The 14,210-nt window shown below is 69.9% G+C and carries 12 protein-coding genes; 1 reads left to right on the top strand and 11 read right to left on the bottom strand.

Annotated features, from left to right (window positions below; genetic code table 11):
• Positions 1 to 12: 12 nt before the first annotated feature.
• From AC5Y4T_RS02105 to AC5Y4T_RS02075, 7 genes are all read right to left on the bottom strand, one after another.
• A complete protein-coding gene (locus tag AC5Y4T_RS02105) occupies positions 13 to 2,499 on the bottom strand; it encodes a [protein-PII] uridylyltransferase (protein ID WP_499951761.1) in 2,487 nt (828 codons plus the stop codon).
• Positions 2,500 to 2,544: 45 nt separating this feature from the next.
• Positions 2,545 to 2,883, bottom strand: coding sequence for a nitrogen regulatory protein P-II (glnB, locus tag AC5Y4T_RS02100; protein WP_144956377.1), 339 nt, complete (start codon positions 2,881 to 2,883; stop codon positions 2,545 to 2,547).
• Positions 2,880 to 4,268, bottom strand: coding sequence for an ammonium transporter (locus tag AC5Y4T_RS02095; protein ID WP_499919808.1), 1,389 nt, complete (start codon positions 4,266 to 4,268; stop codon positions 2,880 to 2,882). The genes glnB and AC5Y4T_RS02095 overlap by 4 nt, the downstream gene beginning before the upstream one ends.
• Before the next feature lie 191 nt (positions 4,269 to 4,459).
• Positions 4,460 to 5,800, bottom strand: coding sequence for a signal recognition particle-docking protein FtsY (ftsY, locus tag AC5Y4T_RS02090; RefSeq protein ID WP_499948352.1), 1,341 nt, complete (start codon positions 5,798 to 5,800; stop codon positions 4,460 to 4,462).
• Positions 5,801 to 5,845: 45 nt separating this feature from the next.
• On the bottom strand, positions 5,846 to 9,442 hold the full coding sequence (smc, locus tag AC5Y4T_RS02085; protein WP_499951759.1) for a chromosome segregation protein SMC: 3,597 nt from the start codon (positions 9,440 to 9,442) through the stop codon (positions 5,846 to 5,848).
• Positions 9,443 to 9,655: 213 nt separating this feature from the next.
• Positions 9,656 to 9,949, bottom strand: a complete 294-nt coding sequence (locus tag AC5Y4T_RS02080) for an acylphosphatase (RefSeq protein WP_499920193.1) — start codon at positions 9,947 to 9,949, stop codon at positions 9,656 to 9,658.
• Positions 9,936 to 10,349, bottom strand: a complete 414-nt coding sequence (locus AC5Y4T_RS02075; protein ID WP_499951757.1) for an OsmC family protein — start codon at positions 10,347 to 10,349, stop codon at positions 9,936 to 9,938. The genes AC5Y4T_RS02080 and AC5Y4T_RS02075 overlap by 14 nt, the downstream gene beginning before the upstream one ends.
• 52 nt (positions 10,350 to 10,401) lie before the next feature.
• Here AC5Y4T_RS02075 and AC5Y4T_RS02070 point away from each other — a divergent pair, with 52 nt between their 5' ends.
• On the top strand, positions 10,402 to 11,178 hold the full coding sequence (locus AC5Y4T_RS02070; RefSeq protein ID WP_499951756.1) for a PIG-L family deacetylase: 777 nt from the start codon (positions 10,402 to 10,404) through the stop codon (positions 11,176 to 11,178).
• Positions 11,179 to 11,199: 21 nt separating this feature from the next.
• On the opposite strand, the gene mutM is transcribed toward AC5Y4T_RS02070, so the two are convergent.
• The 4 genes from mutM to sepIVA all read right to left on the bottom strand — a co-directional run bounded on the left by mutM (position 11,200) and on the right by sepIVA (position 14,202).
• Entirely contained in the window at positions 11,200 to 12,069 is an 870-nt protein-coding gene (mutM, locus tag AC5Y4T_RS02065; protein WP_499951754.1) for a DNA-formamidopyrimidine glycosylase, read from the bottom strand.
• A 15-nt stretch (positions 12,070 to 12,084) separates the two neighbouring features.
• Positions 12,085 to 12,798: a ribonuclease III gene (rnc, locus tag AC5Y4T_RS02060; protein WP_499920189.1), complete on the bottom strand. Its 714-nt coding sequence runs from the start codon at positions 12,796 to 12,798 to the stop codon at positions 12,085 to 12,087.
• Positions 12,795 to 13,394, bottom strand: a complete 600-nt coding sequence (locus AC5Y4T_RS02055) for a YceD family protein (RefSeq protein WP_499920188.1) — start codon at positions 13,392 to 13,394, stop codon at positions 12,795 to 12,797. Before AC5Y4T_RS02055 ends, rnc begins: the two co-directional genes overlap by 4 nt.
• A 70-nt stretch (positions 13,395 to 13,464) precedes the next feature.
• Complete coding sequence (gene sepIVA / locus AC5Y4T_RS02050) at positions 13,465 to 14,202, bottom strand: cell division protein SepIVA (RefSeq protein WP_499948796.1); 738 nt, start codon at positions 14,200 to 14,202, stop codon at positions 13,465 to 13,467.
• Positions 14,203 to 14,210: the final 8 nt, after the last annotated feature.

The following is a 14,210-nucleotide window of genomic DNA, read 5'->3' as shown; positions in this document are numbered from 1 at the left end:
GCCCCATCAGGCTCAGTCGCCGACGGGTTCCTCGAGCACCTCGACCGCCGGGCCGCCCAAGACGGCCAGCAGGCTCTGCTCGACCCCGTCGCGCGCGCCGTGCTCGGCGCCGGCGGCCGCATCGGCCACTTCGGCAGGCACCGTCACACAGAAGACGTCCGCCGCGGTCGACCCGAAGGTGTTGACCTTCGCCCAGACGATGTCGGTGCCCGCCACCTCCAGCGCGCGGGTCAGCAGAGCGAGCAATCCGAGTCGGTCCATGGCGCGCACCTCGACGATCAACTGGCCGGGTGAGGCCGAGTCGACCCACAGGATGCGGGGCGGCGCGCTCGACCGCGTGACGGGCACCCCGACCTGGACCTCACCCGCCCGGCCGGTGGCCGCGCTGACGGCGTCGCTGTCGCGCTTTTCCAGCGCACCCAACACGTCGACGTCGCCGGCCAGCGCGCCGCTGAACTGCTGGCGCAGCAGGCCCGCTTCCGGCGGTGAGCCGAACAACGGCGACACCACGAATTCGACGATCGCGAATCCCTCGTGGGTGCTGGCCGAGGCCGAATGGATGCGCAGCGAGTTCAGCGCCAGCACCGCGGCGGCCTTCGACACCAGTCCCCGCTGATCCGGCGCGGCCATCACCACATCCAGACGCTCGCCGCCGCTGGGCTTGATGTCCACGTGGACGCCGCGATCGGCAGCCAGCGAAAGATATTGTGGTGCAGCGGGTTTCGCCTCGGGGAGCGGCTCCCCCGCCATCACCAGCCGGCAGCGCCGGACCAGGTCCTCGATCAGCGACGCCTTCCACTCGCTCCACACCCCGGGGCCGGTGGCCCTCGAATCCGCCTCGGTCAGGGCGTGCAGGACTTCGAGCAGCAGCGCGTCCCCGCTCAGCGCTTTCACCACGCGCTCAATGGTGTTGGGGTCGTTGAGGTCACTGCGGGTGGCCACCATCGGCAGCAGCAGGTGGTGGCGGACCAGCTGCGCGAGCAGCTCGGTCTCGGCCGACGAGATGCCCAGCCTGGGCCCGATCTCGAGCGCCAGGCCCGCGCCCAGCACGCTGTGGTCGACGCCGCGGCCCTTGCCGATGTCGTGCAGCAGCGCGCCCAACGCGAGCAGGTCGGGCCGCGCCACCCGGGTCGACAGCGGTGCGGCATTGACGGCCGTCTCGATGACGTGGCGGTCCACCGTCCACTTGTGCGCGACGTCGCGGGGCGGCAGGTCGCGGATGGCGTCCCATTCCGGCAGCAGCCGGCCCCACAGCCCGGTGCGGTCGAGCGCTTCGATGGTCGCCACGGTGGTCGGCCCGGCGGACAGCACAACCAGTAAGTCGTCCAACGACTCTCGCGGCCATGGCACCGGCATCTCCGGCGCGCCGGCGGCCAGCCGGCTCAGCGTGGCGGCGCCGATCGGCAACCCCGTGTCGGCCGAGGCGGCAGCCACCCGCAACACCAAACCGACGTCGGTGTCGGGGCGCGCGTCGCGGGCAAGGACGATCTCTCCGGCATATTCGACGACACCCTCGTCCAGCGGACGCCGCTTGGGCCGGCGCACCAGGGCCGTCACCCCGCGCCGCGGCAGGGCGTTCTCGGCGGTCCGGATGCCGGTCTCGGCATGGTAGGCGATGGTGCGCCCGGCGTCGGATAGCTTGCGCGCCAAGTCAAATCGGTCCCCGATGTGCAGGGCGGCGCTGATCTCGTCGGCGTATTGGGCCTGCAGCTGATCGCGTCCGCGGCCCGACACCCGGTGCAGCTCGGTGCGCACGTCGAGCAGCGTCAGGTGGGCGTCGTCGAGCGAACCCCCGGGAGATTCCGGACGCGCCATGCCGTGGCGGTCGATCAGCTGGGCGACACCCAGCGCGTCGAGCAGTTGCACATCGCGCAGGCCGCCGCGACCCGACTTCAGGTCCGGCTCGGCCCGCTGCGCTATCCGTCCGCAGCGGTCCCAACGCGTCTGCGTCATTTCGACGAGCTCGTTCATGCGGGAGCGAATCGCGCTGCGCCACTGTCGTCGAGCGCCGGCGATCAATTCGTCGGACAGCCGGGCGTCGCCGGCGATGTGGCGGGCGTCCAGCATGCCCAGCGCCGCGATCATGTCGGCGTTGGCGACACCGAGGGCCCCGGAAACGGTCCGCACGCTGTGGTCGAGCCGAACGTTGGCGTCCCACAACGGATACCACAACTTGTCGGCTACCGTGCCCAGCACGTCGTCGGACTTGTTGTCGTGCAACAACATCAGGTCCAGGTCGGAATGCGGCAACAACTCGTGGCGGCCCAGTCCACCGATGCCGACGATGGCAAAGCCGCTGTCGTCGGTGATCCCGATCTCGTCCGCCTTGGCCATCAACCAGGATTCGTGCAGGTCCAGCCAGGCGTGCCGCAGTTCGGCGGCGTGCAGCTTGCTGCCCTCGGACAGTAGTTGGCGCCGCGAAGCGGCCAAATCGACTGCCCCGCAGGCGCTTTCCGTCCCAGCCAGCTGCCCGGACGGATCGGGGTCGTTCGGGGTCATGCCCTCCCGGCCCGCCCGGGTCGAATCAGCAATTGACAGCGGATGTCATAGCGCATCGGTTCCGCGCTCGCCGGTGCGCACCCGCACAATGGTTTCCACGGGGCTCACCCACACCTTGCCGTCGCCGATCTTGCCGGTGCGCGCGGCCCGGACGATGCTGTCCACGACCTTGTCGACGATGGAGTCGTCGACGACGACCTCGATGCGCACCTTGGGCACGAAGTCGACCGAATACTCGGCGCCCCGGTAGACCTCGGTGTGACCCTTCTGCCGTCCGTAGCCCTGGATTTCGCTGACCGTCATCCCCAGGACGCCCGCGTCCTCCAGAGCGGTCTTCACGTCATCGAGCGTGAACGGCTTTACGATCGCGGTGATCAGCTTCATGACTGCTCTGCCTCCACTTTGTCGCCCACTCGCTCCTCCTCCAGGCCATTGCGGGTATCCGCCACAGCGACCCGGGGCGGCAGAACCGAACCGGTAGCCACGGCGAAATCGTAACCACTCTCGGCATGCTCGGCCTCGTCGATGCCCGAGGCTTCCGCCTCCGGGTTGAGACGAAGCCCGATGGTGTACTTCAGGATCAACGCCAGGATCAGCGTAACCACCCCAGAGTAGATGAGGACGCTGAACGCGCCGACTGCCTGCCGCTCGAGCTGGGCCCAGCCGCCCCCGTAGAACAGGCCCTTGGACACCCCGGTGACGCCGTTGATGGCCGGGCTCTCCGGCGCGGCGAGCAGCCCCACCAACAGGGTGCCGGCCAAGCCGCCGACCAGATGCACCCCGACCACGTCGAGGGAGTCGTCAAAGCCCAGCTTGAATTTCAGGCCGACCGCCAGCGCGCACACGACGCCGGCCACCAGGCCCACCACCAACGCGCCCAGCACGTTGACCGACGAGCACGACGGCGTGATGGCCACCAGCCCGGCGACGATGCCGGACGCCGCGCCCAGCGTCGTCGCCTTGCCGTCGCGGATCCGCTCGGTGAGCATCCAGCCCAGCATCGCGGTCGCCGTCGCGACCGTGGTTGTCATGAAGGTCGACCCGGCGACACCGTTGGAGCTGGTGGCCGATCCGGCGTTGAACCCGTACCAGCCGAACCACAGCAATCCGGCGCCGAGCATCACGAACGGCAGGTTGTGCGGCCGGAACAACGTCGTGGGCCAACCGCGCCGCTTGCCCAGCACGATCGCCAGCATCAGGCCCGCCACACCGGAATTGATGTGGACCGCGGTCCCGCCCGCGAAGTCGATCGCGTGCAGCTTGTTGGCGATCCAGCCGCCCTTCTCGGAGGCGAAGCCGTCGAACGCGAAAACCCAGTGGGCGACCGGGAAATAGACGAACGTCGCCCATAGGCCGGCGAACACCAGCCAGGCGCCGAACTTCAGCCGGTCGGACACCGCGCCCGAGATCAGGGCGACGGTGATGATCGCGAACATCAGCTGGAACGCCACGAACACCGTGGCGGGCAAGGTACCCGCCAGCGGAATGTCCGTTGCCGCAACGCCTTTGCTTGGATCGGCGGCCGTAGCGTTGACGCCGATGAGGCCCTTCAGGCCCCAGAACGACGTCGGCTTCCCTACGACACCGGCCCCGGCGTCGTCGCCGAAGGCGAGCGAATAGCCGTAAAGCACCCAGAGCACGGTGACCACGCCCATCGCGCTGATGCTCATCATGAGCATGTTCAGCACGCTTCGGGCGCGCACCATGCCGCCGTAGAAGAACGCCAGACCCGGCGTCATCAACAGCACCAGCGCGGAACTGGCCAGCATCCAGGCGGTATCGCCGGTATTGGGCTGGCCCAGTATCGGGTATGTCACTCGCAATCTCCTCCGCTCGGCCCACAACTGGCCGCCAGAAACACGTCTGATGGCCTGTCCCAGAACATTGCGAGATTGTTGTTTCGGCGATGGTGCCGCCATGTTTCGGCGGGATTAACGTCCCGCTCGCCGCGTAAGGGGTGTCAGCCCAGTAGCGCGTCGACGAAAGCGGCCGGTTCGAACGGCGCGAGATCGTCGGGGCCTTCCCCGAGCCCCACCAGTTTGACCGGCACGCCGAGTTCCTGTTGAACCCGAAAGACGATGCCCCCCTTGGCCGTTCCGTCCAGCTTGGTCAACACCGCGCCGGTGATCTCGACGACCTCGGCGAACACCCGGGCCTGGGCCAGCCCGTTCTGCCCGATGGTGGCGTCAAGGACCAGCAGCACCTCGTCGACCGCGGCGCGCCGTGTTACGACCCGCTTAACTTTGTCGAGCTCGTCCATCAGCCCGACCTTGGTGTGCAGCCGGCCCGCGGTGTCGATGAGCACCACGTCGGCGCCCGCGGCGATGCCCTTGTCGACCGAGTCGTACGCCACCGAGGCCGGGTCGGCGCCCTCGGCGCCGCGCACCACCTCCGCGCCCACCCGCGACGCCCAGGTCTGCAGCTGATCGGCCGCCGCGGCGCGGAACGTGTCGGCGGCGCCCAAGACGACGCGCCGCCCGTCGGCGACCAGGACCCGGGCCAGCTTGCCGACGGTGGTGGTTTTTCCGGTGCCGTTGACCCCGACGATCAGCAGCACCGAGGGGTGGTCGGCGTGCGGCAGCGCCCGGATCGACCGGTCCATGCCAGGCTGCAACTCCTTGATCAGCACGTCGCGCAGCACGGCCTTGGCGTCGGCCTCGGTGCGCACGTCGCTGCCGGCCAGCCGGGTGCGCAGCTGCGCGATCACCGATTCGGTGACCACCGGCCCCAGGTCGGCGATCAGCAGTGTGTCCTCGACGTCCTGCCAGGCGTCCTCGTCCAGGTCGCCGCCGCCGATCAAGCCCAGCATGCTGCGACCGAGCGCGTTCTGCGATCTGGCCAGCCTGCCGCGCAGCCGTTCCAGTCGGCCCTCGGTGGGCGCGATCTCCTCGATCTCGGGGGCGGCCGGGGGCACCTCGGGGGCCGCCGGAACCTCCGGTGCCGGGGCCTCGGGCGCGGGGGCCTGCGGCGCCGGCGCCGGGGCCGGCGCGGCGGGGGCCTCGGGCACCGGTTCGGGAAGCTCGACCTCGGAAATGGTGCGCCGCGGCGCGTCGCGTGGGATGGCGGCGTCGTCACCTACCCCGGGCAGCCCGGTGGTGTCGAGCCGATCGGCGGTCGTGGTCTGGCTGAAGGTGATGCCCGAGGACGCGGTGTAGCCGCCGGAACGGTCGATGGCCCCGGGTTCGGGCCGGGTCGAGAAGCTGATGCGCCGCCGCCGATACCGCAGCAGGCCCAGGACCAGCGCGGTGATGACGACCAGGGCAGCGACGACCGCGATGGCGATCCAAAGACCTTGGGACACGCTGACATTGTTTCAAGCGGTCGGGTGCGGGGTGGTCACCGGGCCTTACTCGACGGCGCCGACCAGCTGCTCCACCTGCTGGCCCCGCATCCGCTGCGAGATCACCGCGGTGATGCCGTCGCCCTGCATGGTCACGCCGTAGAGCGCGTCCGCGACCTCCATCGTCGGCTTCTGGTGGGTGATGATGATGAGCTGGGAGCGCGCCCGCAGCAGCTCGAACAGCGAGATCAGCCGTCGCAGGTTGGTGTCGTCGAGGGCGGCCTCCACCTCGTCCATGATGTAAAACGGCGACGGGCGGGCCCGGAAGATCGCCACCAGCATCGCCACCGCCGTCAGCGCCTTTTCACCGCCGGATAGCAGCGACAGGCGGGTGATCTTCTTGCCCGGCGGGCGGGCCTCGACCTCGATGCCGGTGGTGAGCATGTCGTCGGGATTGGTCAGCCGCAGCCGGCCCTCACCGCCGGGGAACAGCACGGTGAAGACCTCGGTGAACTCGCGTTCGACATCGGCATACGCCTCGCTGAACACCTGCAGGATGCGGGCGTCGACCTCGTCGACCACCCCGAGCAGGTCCTTGCGCGCGGCCTTGACGTCCTCGAGCTGGGTGGACAGGAAGTTGTAACGCTCTTCGAGCGCGGCGAACTCCTCCAGCGCCAACGGGTTGACCCTGCCCAGTTCGGCCAGCTCGCGCTCGGCCCGTTTGGCGCGGCGCTCCTGGGTGGGCCGGTCGTAGGGAATCGGCGCGGGCGCGAAAACCTGTTCGCCGCGCTCCTTGGCCTGCTCGTATTCGGCCATCTCCAATTCGGAGGGCGGCAGTTGATTCTCCGGGCCGTACTCGGCGATCAGGTCGGCCGGCGCCATGCCGAACTGCTCGAGCACCATCTGCTCGAGCTGCTCGATGCGCATCGCCGCCTGGGCGTTGGCCACCTCGTCGCGGTGCAGCGAGTCGGTCAGGGCGGCCACCCGCGCGCTCAACGCGTTCACCTCGGCGCGCACCGCCGCCATCGCGGTCGCACGCTCCTGGCGTTCGGCGGCCAGCGCGTCGCGGATTTTGGACGCGGCGTCGACGACGCTGGTCAATCGCTGCGCCAGCAGGCGCCCGGCGTCGGCCACCGCCGCCGCCACCGTGGCGGCGCGCAGCCGCGCCTCCCGCGCCTGCTGGGCCCGCAGCCGGGCCTCGCGTTCGGCCGCGGCCGCGCGGCGCAACGAATCCGCCCGTCCGCGAACCGCATTCGCGCGCTCCTCGGCGGTCCGCACCGCCAGCCGGGCCTCGACTTCGACGCTGCGAGCGGCCTCGGTGGCCGCGGCGATTTGCTGACGGTTCACCGGATCTTCCGTCGGCGCGTGCTGGGTCTCCTGGGCGTTGCGCAGCCGGGTTTCCAGTTCGGTGACTTCGGCGACGGTCTGGGTCCGGCCCGCCTCGAGCTCCTCGCGCTGCCGCAGCAGCCTGCTCCACTCGTCCTCGGACGTCCGGGCCTCCTGACCGAGCCGTCCCAGCTGCTCGTACATCCCCGAGATCTCGCTGTCGGACTCGTTGAGCGCGGCCAGCGCCTGCTCGGCCGAGTCCTGACGGGCGGCCTGCTCGGTCAGCGCGCCCGACAGCGCCGCGCTCAGCTGGGCCACCCGCGCTTCCGCGGCGGTGAGCTCGTCGCCGGCCTTGTCGATCTCCGAGGTCACCTCGAGCGTCGAGGGCTTGCGGTCCGACCCGCCGCTCACCCGGCCGGCGCCCACCAGGTCACCGTCGAGCGTGACCGCACGCAGGTGAGGGTGCGCCGCCACCAGCGCCAGGGCCTGGTCCAAATCGTCGACCACCGCGACACCGGAGAGCATGGCCGTGATCGCGCCGCCCAGCCGGGCCGGCGCGTCGATCAGGTCGAGCGCCCACAGCGCGCCCGCCGGGGCGGCCTGCGGCGCAGGCTGATCGGCGGGCCAGTCTCCCAACACCAGCGCGGCGCGGCCCCCGTCGGCCGCCTTGAGCGCGGCGACGGCCGAACGCGCCGCGCCGAAGCTCTCGGCCGCCAGCGCGTCGGCCGCCGATCCCAGCACCGCGGCCAGCGCCGCCTCGTAGCCGGGGCGAACCTTGACCAGTTTGGCCATCGGCCCCAAAAGGCCTGTTCCGCCGTGGTTTTGAATGAGCCAGGCCGCGCCGTCCTTGCGCTCCAGCCCGATCGCGAGCGCGTCGATGCGGGCCCGCAGCGAGGCCACCTGGCGTTCGGCGTCTCGCTCGGCGGACTGCAGCTCGGCCACCCGCTCATCGGCGAGCCGCAACGCCGCGACCGTGCGCTCGTGGTGTTCGTCCAGGCCGACCTCGCCCTGATCGAGTTCACCGACGCGGCCCTGGACGGTCTCGAATTCCACCTTGGCCTGCTGCGCGCGGGCGGCGGCCTGCTCGATGCGCTCGGACAGGCGCGACACGCTGTCGTCGATCGACTCGACCCGCGCCCGCATCGTCTCCACCTGACCGGCCAAGCGCGCCAAGCCTTCTCGCCGATCCGCCTCCGCGCGCACCGCCGCCATGTGTGCCCGATCGGCCTCGGCGGCCTCGCGCTCCCGCTCGGCCAATTCGGCGCGGGCGCCATCCAGCCGGGTGCGCGCGCCGGCCAGATCGGCGAGCAGCTGGCGCTCGGCGACCGCGACCCGCTCGGCCTCGGCTTCCAGCGCGTCGGGGTCGGTGTCGCCGGTGGCAAGCGGCTCCACATCCAGGTGCTGCGCCCGCTCGCTGGCGATGCGCACGGTCGCGGCGACCCGTTCGGCCAGCGCGGACAGCGCGAACCAGGTCTGCTGAACCGACTCGGCCCGGCTCGAGAGTTCGCCGACCGCCGTTTCGTGCGTGGTCAGCTCGGCGGACGCCTCCGCCAGCCGCGCGGAGGCCTGGTCGTGTTCGCGGCGCATGGCGGCCTCGGCCTCGAAGATGGCCTCGCGCTCGCCCTGCCGGTTGACCAGGTCGTCGGCGGCCAGCCGCAGCCGGGCGTCGCGCAGGTCGGCCTGGATCGTCTGGGCTCGGCGGGCCACCTCGGCCTGGCGGCCCAGCGGTTTGAGCTGGCGGCGCAGCTCGGTGGTCAGATCGGTCAGCCGGGCCAGGTTCGCCGACATCGCGTCGAGTTTGCGGAGGGCTTTCTCCTTACGCTTGCGGTGCTTGAGCACCCCGGCCGCTTCTTCGATGAACGCGCGACGGTCCTCGGGCCGCGATTGCAGGATCTCGTCGAGCTTGCCCTGCCCGACGATGACGTGCATCTCCCGGCCGATCCCGGAGTCGCTCAGCAGTTCTTGAACATCCATCAAACGGCAACTGCTGCCGTTGATTTCGTATTCGCTGGCGCCGTCGCGGAACATCCGCCGGGTGATGGACACCTCGGAGTACTCGATGGGCAGCGCGTTGTCGGAGTTGTCGATGGTGACGGTGACCTCGGCGCGGCCCAGCGGGGCCCGCGACGAGGTCCCGGCGAAGATGACGTCTTCCATCTTGCCGCCGCGCAGCGTCTTGGCCCCCTGCTCCCCCATGACCCAGGCCAGCGCGTCGACCACATTGGACTTGCCGGACCCGTTGGGCCCCACGACGGCGGTGATGCCCGGTTCGAAGCGCAGAGTCGTCGGCGAGGCGAAGGACTTGAAGCCCTTCAGCGTCAGACTCTTGAGGTACACGGCGAGCCAGACTACCGCTCGAATCGCCCCCGGCGGCTGCACCGAGGGGTGTCGGCTCGCCCGAAAAAGGACCGCGGTTTGCCTGGTCGACGCACTGGTCACAGTGGTCACATGAGCCACGGGTCGATGGCGATTACGGGTTGTTAAGCCGACCCGTCGAACCCTGCGCCGGCGCTGGCGTGACTGATATGACGCGGCGGGCCGCGGCGCGCCTCAACGCTCGACGAAGCCCTCGAACCGCTCCTGCGGCTGCGACCAGTCGGCCACCACCTTGTCGACGTGCCCGGGCCGCGACGGCCACGCCGTGCCACCTTCCAGCAGGTGCAGTAGCTTCTCCCCGGCCGCCCGCGGCCCCTGAGCGACCACCAGGACGCGGCCGTCGTCCTGGTTGGCCGCGTAACCGGTGAGGCCCAGCTCCAGCGCCCGGCAACGCGTCCACCACCGGAAACCCACGCCTTGGACCCGGCCGTGCACCCAGGCGGTGAGCCGGGTGTCAGGCTCCGGCATCGCTGACCTCGAAGTTGACGGTGGCACCGGACTTGAGTGTGCGCCCGACGGTGCAGACCTGGTCGATGGCCCGGTTGACCACGACCAGCAGGCGCTCCCTCTCATCGTCGGCCAGGCCCGACAGGTCCAGCTCCAGGGTCTCCTCGAGCAGCGGATAGCGCTCCTGCTCGCGGTCGGCGGCGCCGGAGACCCTGATGACCGCCTTGTAGTCGTCGCCCAGCCGGCGGGCCAGCGGCAGGTCGCTGGACATCCCGCTGCACGCCGCGAGCGCGATCTTGAGCAGCTCACCGGGGGTGAACACGCCGTCGACGTCCTCGGAGCCGACCAGCACCTGGGCACCACGTGAGCTGTACCCGGTGTAGCGACGAGTTCCGGTGCGTTCCACCCACAGTTCGGCCATGGCTCATTTCTACCGGGCGCCGCGACTTTGGCGCACGGGCATACTGCATTGCATGGCCACCCTGGTCGCATTCCACGCCCACCCCGACGACGAGGTCGTGCTCACCGGCGGCACGCTGGCGCGGGCGGCCGCCGCGGGGCACCGGGTGGTCGTGGTCACGGCGACCGACGGGCGCGTCCACAACGACGACGAAAGCCATCGCATCGACGAATTGCGTTCGAGCGCAAGGGTTCTCGGGGCACAGCGGGTGGAGTGCCTCGGGTATGCCGACAGCGGCTACGGTCCGCTGTTCTACCCAGATCCGCCCGGGCGCGTCCGGTTCGGGCGTGCGGATGTCGACGAGGCGGCCGGACGGCTGGCCGGCATCCTGCACGACGAACGTGCCGACCTGCTGATCAGCTACCAGCCGAACGGCGGCTACGGCCACCGCGACCATGTTCAGGTCCACAACGTCGGCAAGCGTGCCGCCGAACTCGCCGCCACCCCGCGGGTGCTCGAGGTGACCATGCCGCGCGAAATGCTGGTCCGCGTCAGCGATATCGCGCACCTGTTGCGGCTTCCCGGTCCGTACGCGCGGGACGTCGTCCGCGGCGCATACGCTCCGCGCGCGACGATCACCCATCGAGTCAACGTCTTTCGCTTCGCGCGCCAGAAGCGAGATGCGCTGGCGGCCCACCGCTCTCAGATCGGCGATTCCGGCCTTTCCGCGCGGGCGTTCGGGTTACTGCTCCGGTTGCCGCCCCAGGTGTTCGGTGCGCTGTTTCGCCACGAGTGGTTCGTGGACCCGACCTTGCCCGCCGGCACGCTGCGCCGCGACATCTTCGAGTGAGTCGCCGCGCCGGAAAATCGCTCAACCACGCGGTCGCGGTTGGCATTTGGGACAGTAGAACGAGGAACGGTTCATGAACTTCTCGCGGCGCATCACCGCGCCGCAGCGGCGGCAGGCTTCACCGTCCCTGCCGTAGGCGTCCAGCGACCGGTCGAAGTATCCCGATTCGCCGTTGACGTTGACGTAGAGCGAATCAAACGACGTCCCGCCCTTGGCCAGCGCATCGCGCATCACGTCGGCGGCCGCGTCCAGCACGGCGGTCAACTGCTTGCGGCTCAGCGTGTCGGCGATCCGCGCGCCGTTGAGTTTGGCCCGCCACAGCGCCTCGTCGGCGTAGATGTTGCCGATGCCAGATATCACCTGCTGGTCAAGAAGCTGGCGCTTGATCTCGGAATGCTTGCGCCGCAACACTTTTACCACCGCGTCCGCGTCGAATCGGGGGTCCAGGGGGTCACGCGCCAGATGCGCGACCGGCTCCGGCACCACGCTGCCGTCCACCTCGACCAGATCGGCGAGCATCCACCCACCGAAGGTGCGCTGGTCGGCGAAACTCAGCACGGTCCCGTCGTCGAGCAGCGCGGAGATCCGGACGTGCTCGGCGCGCGGGACCTCACCCAGCAGCATCTGCCCGCTCATGCCGAGGTGGACCACCAACGCCGTATCCGATTGCTGCCCAGCGGGTTCCGTGTCGAGCAGCAGCCACAGGTACTTGCCGCGGCGATCGGTGCCGGTGATCCGCGCGTTCAGCAACCGGGCGGTGAGGTCCGCGGGCCCCGCTTCGTGCCGGCGCACCGCGCGCGGATGATGCACCCGCACTGCGGTGATCGTCTTGCCGACGACGTGGGCGTGCAAGCCGCGGCGCACCACCTCGACTTCGGGCAGTTCGGGCATCTAGACGGGCGCCATCTAGTTGGACGTCGTCCCCGCGGGGTCCAGCACGTCGAGCGTCTTCCAGGTGGCGGCCGCGGCCTTCTGCTCGGCCTCCTTCTTGGAGCGGCCGACACCCGTGCCGTATTCGGTTTCCGCCACCACAACCACCGCGGTGAATTCCTTGTCGTGGTCGGGCCCGGTGGAGGTGACGAGGTAGGACGGCGCGCCCATGCCGCGCGCCGCGGTCAGTTCCTGCAGGCTGGTCTTCCAGTCCAGCCCCGCCCCGAGGGTCGGAGCCGCATCCAGTAGCGGGCCGAACAACCGCAGAATCACGTCGCGCGCAACGTCGATGCCGTGATCGAGGTAAATCGCGCCCAGCAGCGATTCCATGCCGTCGGCCAGAATGCTCGACTTGTCGGCACCGCCGGTGTTGGCTTCCCCACGCCCCAGCAGCAGATGGACGCCGAGCCCCCCGTCGCACAGCTTGCGCGCGACGTCGGCCAGCGCCTGGGTGTTGACCACGCTGGCGCGCAGCTTGGCCAGGTCACCCTCGGTGCGGTCGGGATGGCGGTGATACAGCTCGTCGGTGATGGTCAGGCCCAGCACGGCGTCGCCCAGGAATTCCAGGCGTTCGTTGGTCGGCAGGCCCCCGTGTTCGTACGCATAGCTGCGATGCGTCAGCGCCAGGGACAGCAGTTCCTCCGACAGCTCAACCCCGAGGGCGTCGAGCAGCGCGTGCCGTGAACTCACCGCTTACCCCGCGGCTCGTCCGACTCGGCGCTGAACATCCCCGCCAACTTGGCCCACCGTGGATCGATGCGATCGTGCTGGTGGGCCGGCTCGGCGGCCAGCGAAACACCGCATTCGGGGCACAGCCCCGGGCAGCCCGGCGTGCACACGGGCGAGAACGGAAGCTCGAGTCCCACGGCGTCGACGATGGACTGCTCGAGGTCGATGACGTTGTCGACGATGTGGCCCACCTCGTCTTCCTCGGTGGTCGCCTCGGTGGTGCTGTCTGGGTAGGCGAACAGCTCCGTGAGCTGCACTTGCACGTGACCGTCGAGCTTGGTCAGGCAACGCGAGCATTCGCCGACCGTGGGCGCGCTGACCGTCCCGGTCACCAAAACGCCCTCAGACACCGATTGAATCTGCAAGTCCAGCTCGAGGGGGGCGTCCGCCTCGATCGCGATCATGTCCAGCCCGATGCGCGACGGGCTGGGCACGGTTTTCTGCCACGTCACCATCGCCCCGGGGCGGCGCCCGAGCCGGGTGATGTCGAACGCCATCGGCGCGGCCAGCCGTGACGTCGCGCCGCGGGCCGATGGTGTGCTGTGCTGCCGCGTCATAGTAGGAAATCCTACGGCGCCGACCGCATAATTCCAGGGCGCGCCCGCCCCACGAGCGGCCGCGAGACGGCTAGCGCACGGCGTAGTCGTGGGTTCCGGCCGCCGTCCGCAGTTGGTGACGACCGCGGCCCACCGACCGCAGGGTGCCGTTGAGGAACTCCTCGAACTCGGCGAGCTTGTTGTCGACGTAGATGTCGCACTCGCCGCGCAACCGGTCGGCCTCGGCGTGCGCCGAGTCGATCAGCCGGGTGGCCTCCGCGTTGGCCGCCTCCACCACGCTGTTCTGCGAGACCAGGCGCTGCTGCTCCTTGATGCCCTCTTGCACGGCCTTCTCGTAGGAGATGTTGCCGTTTTCCAGCAGGCGGTCGGCCTCGGCCTGGGCGCGGCTGACGCTGGCCTCGTACTCTCGCTTGGCCGCCGTGGCGATGCGCATCGCCTCTTCGCGGGCCTCGCCGACCATCCGCTCGCTGTGCTGCCGCGCCTCGCTCACCATGCGGTCGGCCTGCGATTTCGCGTCCGAGAGCAGCCGGTCCGCCTCCGAGCGGGCGTGGTTGAGCATCGACTCCGACTCGGTGGTCGCCGAGGACACCATCGACTCGGAATGCGCCTTGGCGTCCTGCAGCATCGAGTCGCGCGCATCCAGGACGTCCTGGGCGTCGTCCAGTTCGCCCGGGATCGCGTCCTTGATGTCGTCGATCAGTTCCAGCACGTCGCCGCGAGGCACCACGCAGCCTGCCGTCATCGGAACGCCACGGGCTTCTTCCACGATGGCGCTGAGTTCGTCCAGCGCCTCAAAGACTCGATACACGGCCATAC

The sequence above is a fragment of the Mycobacterium sp. NGS11 genome (assembly GCF_059813315.1).
Note: the sequence above shows the minus strand (reverse complement) of the source record. Positions and strands in the feature narration are given on the sequence as shown.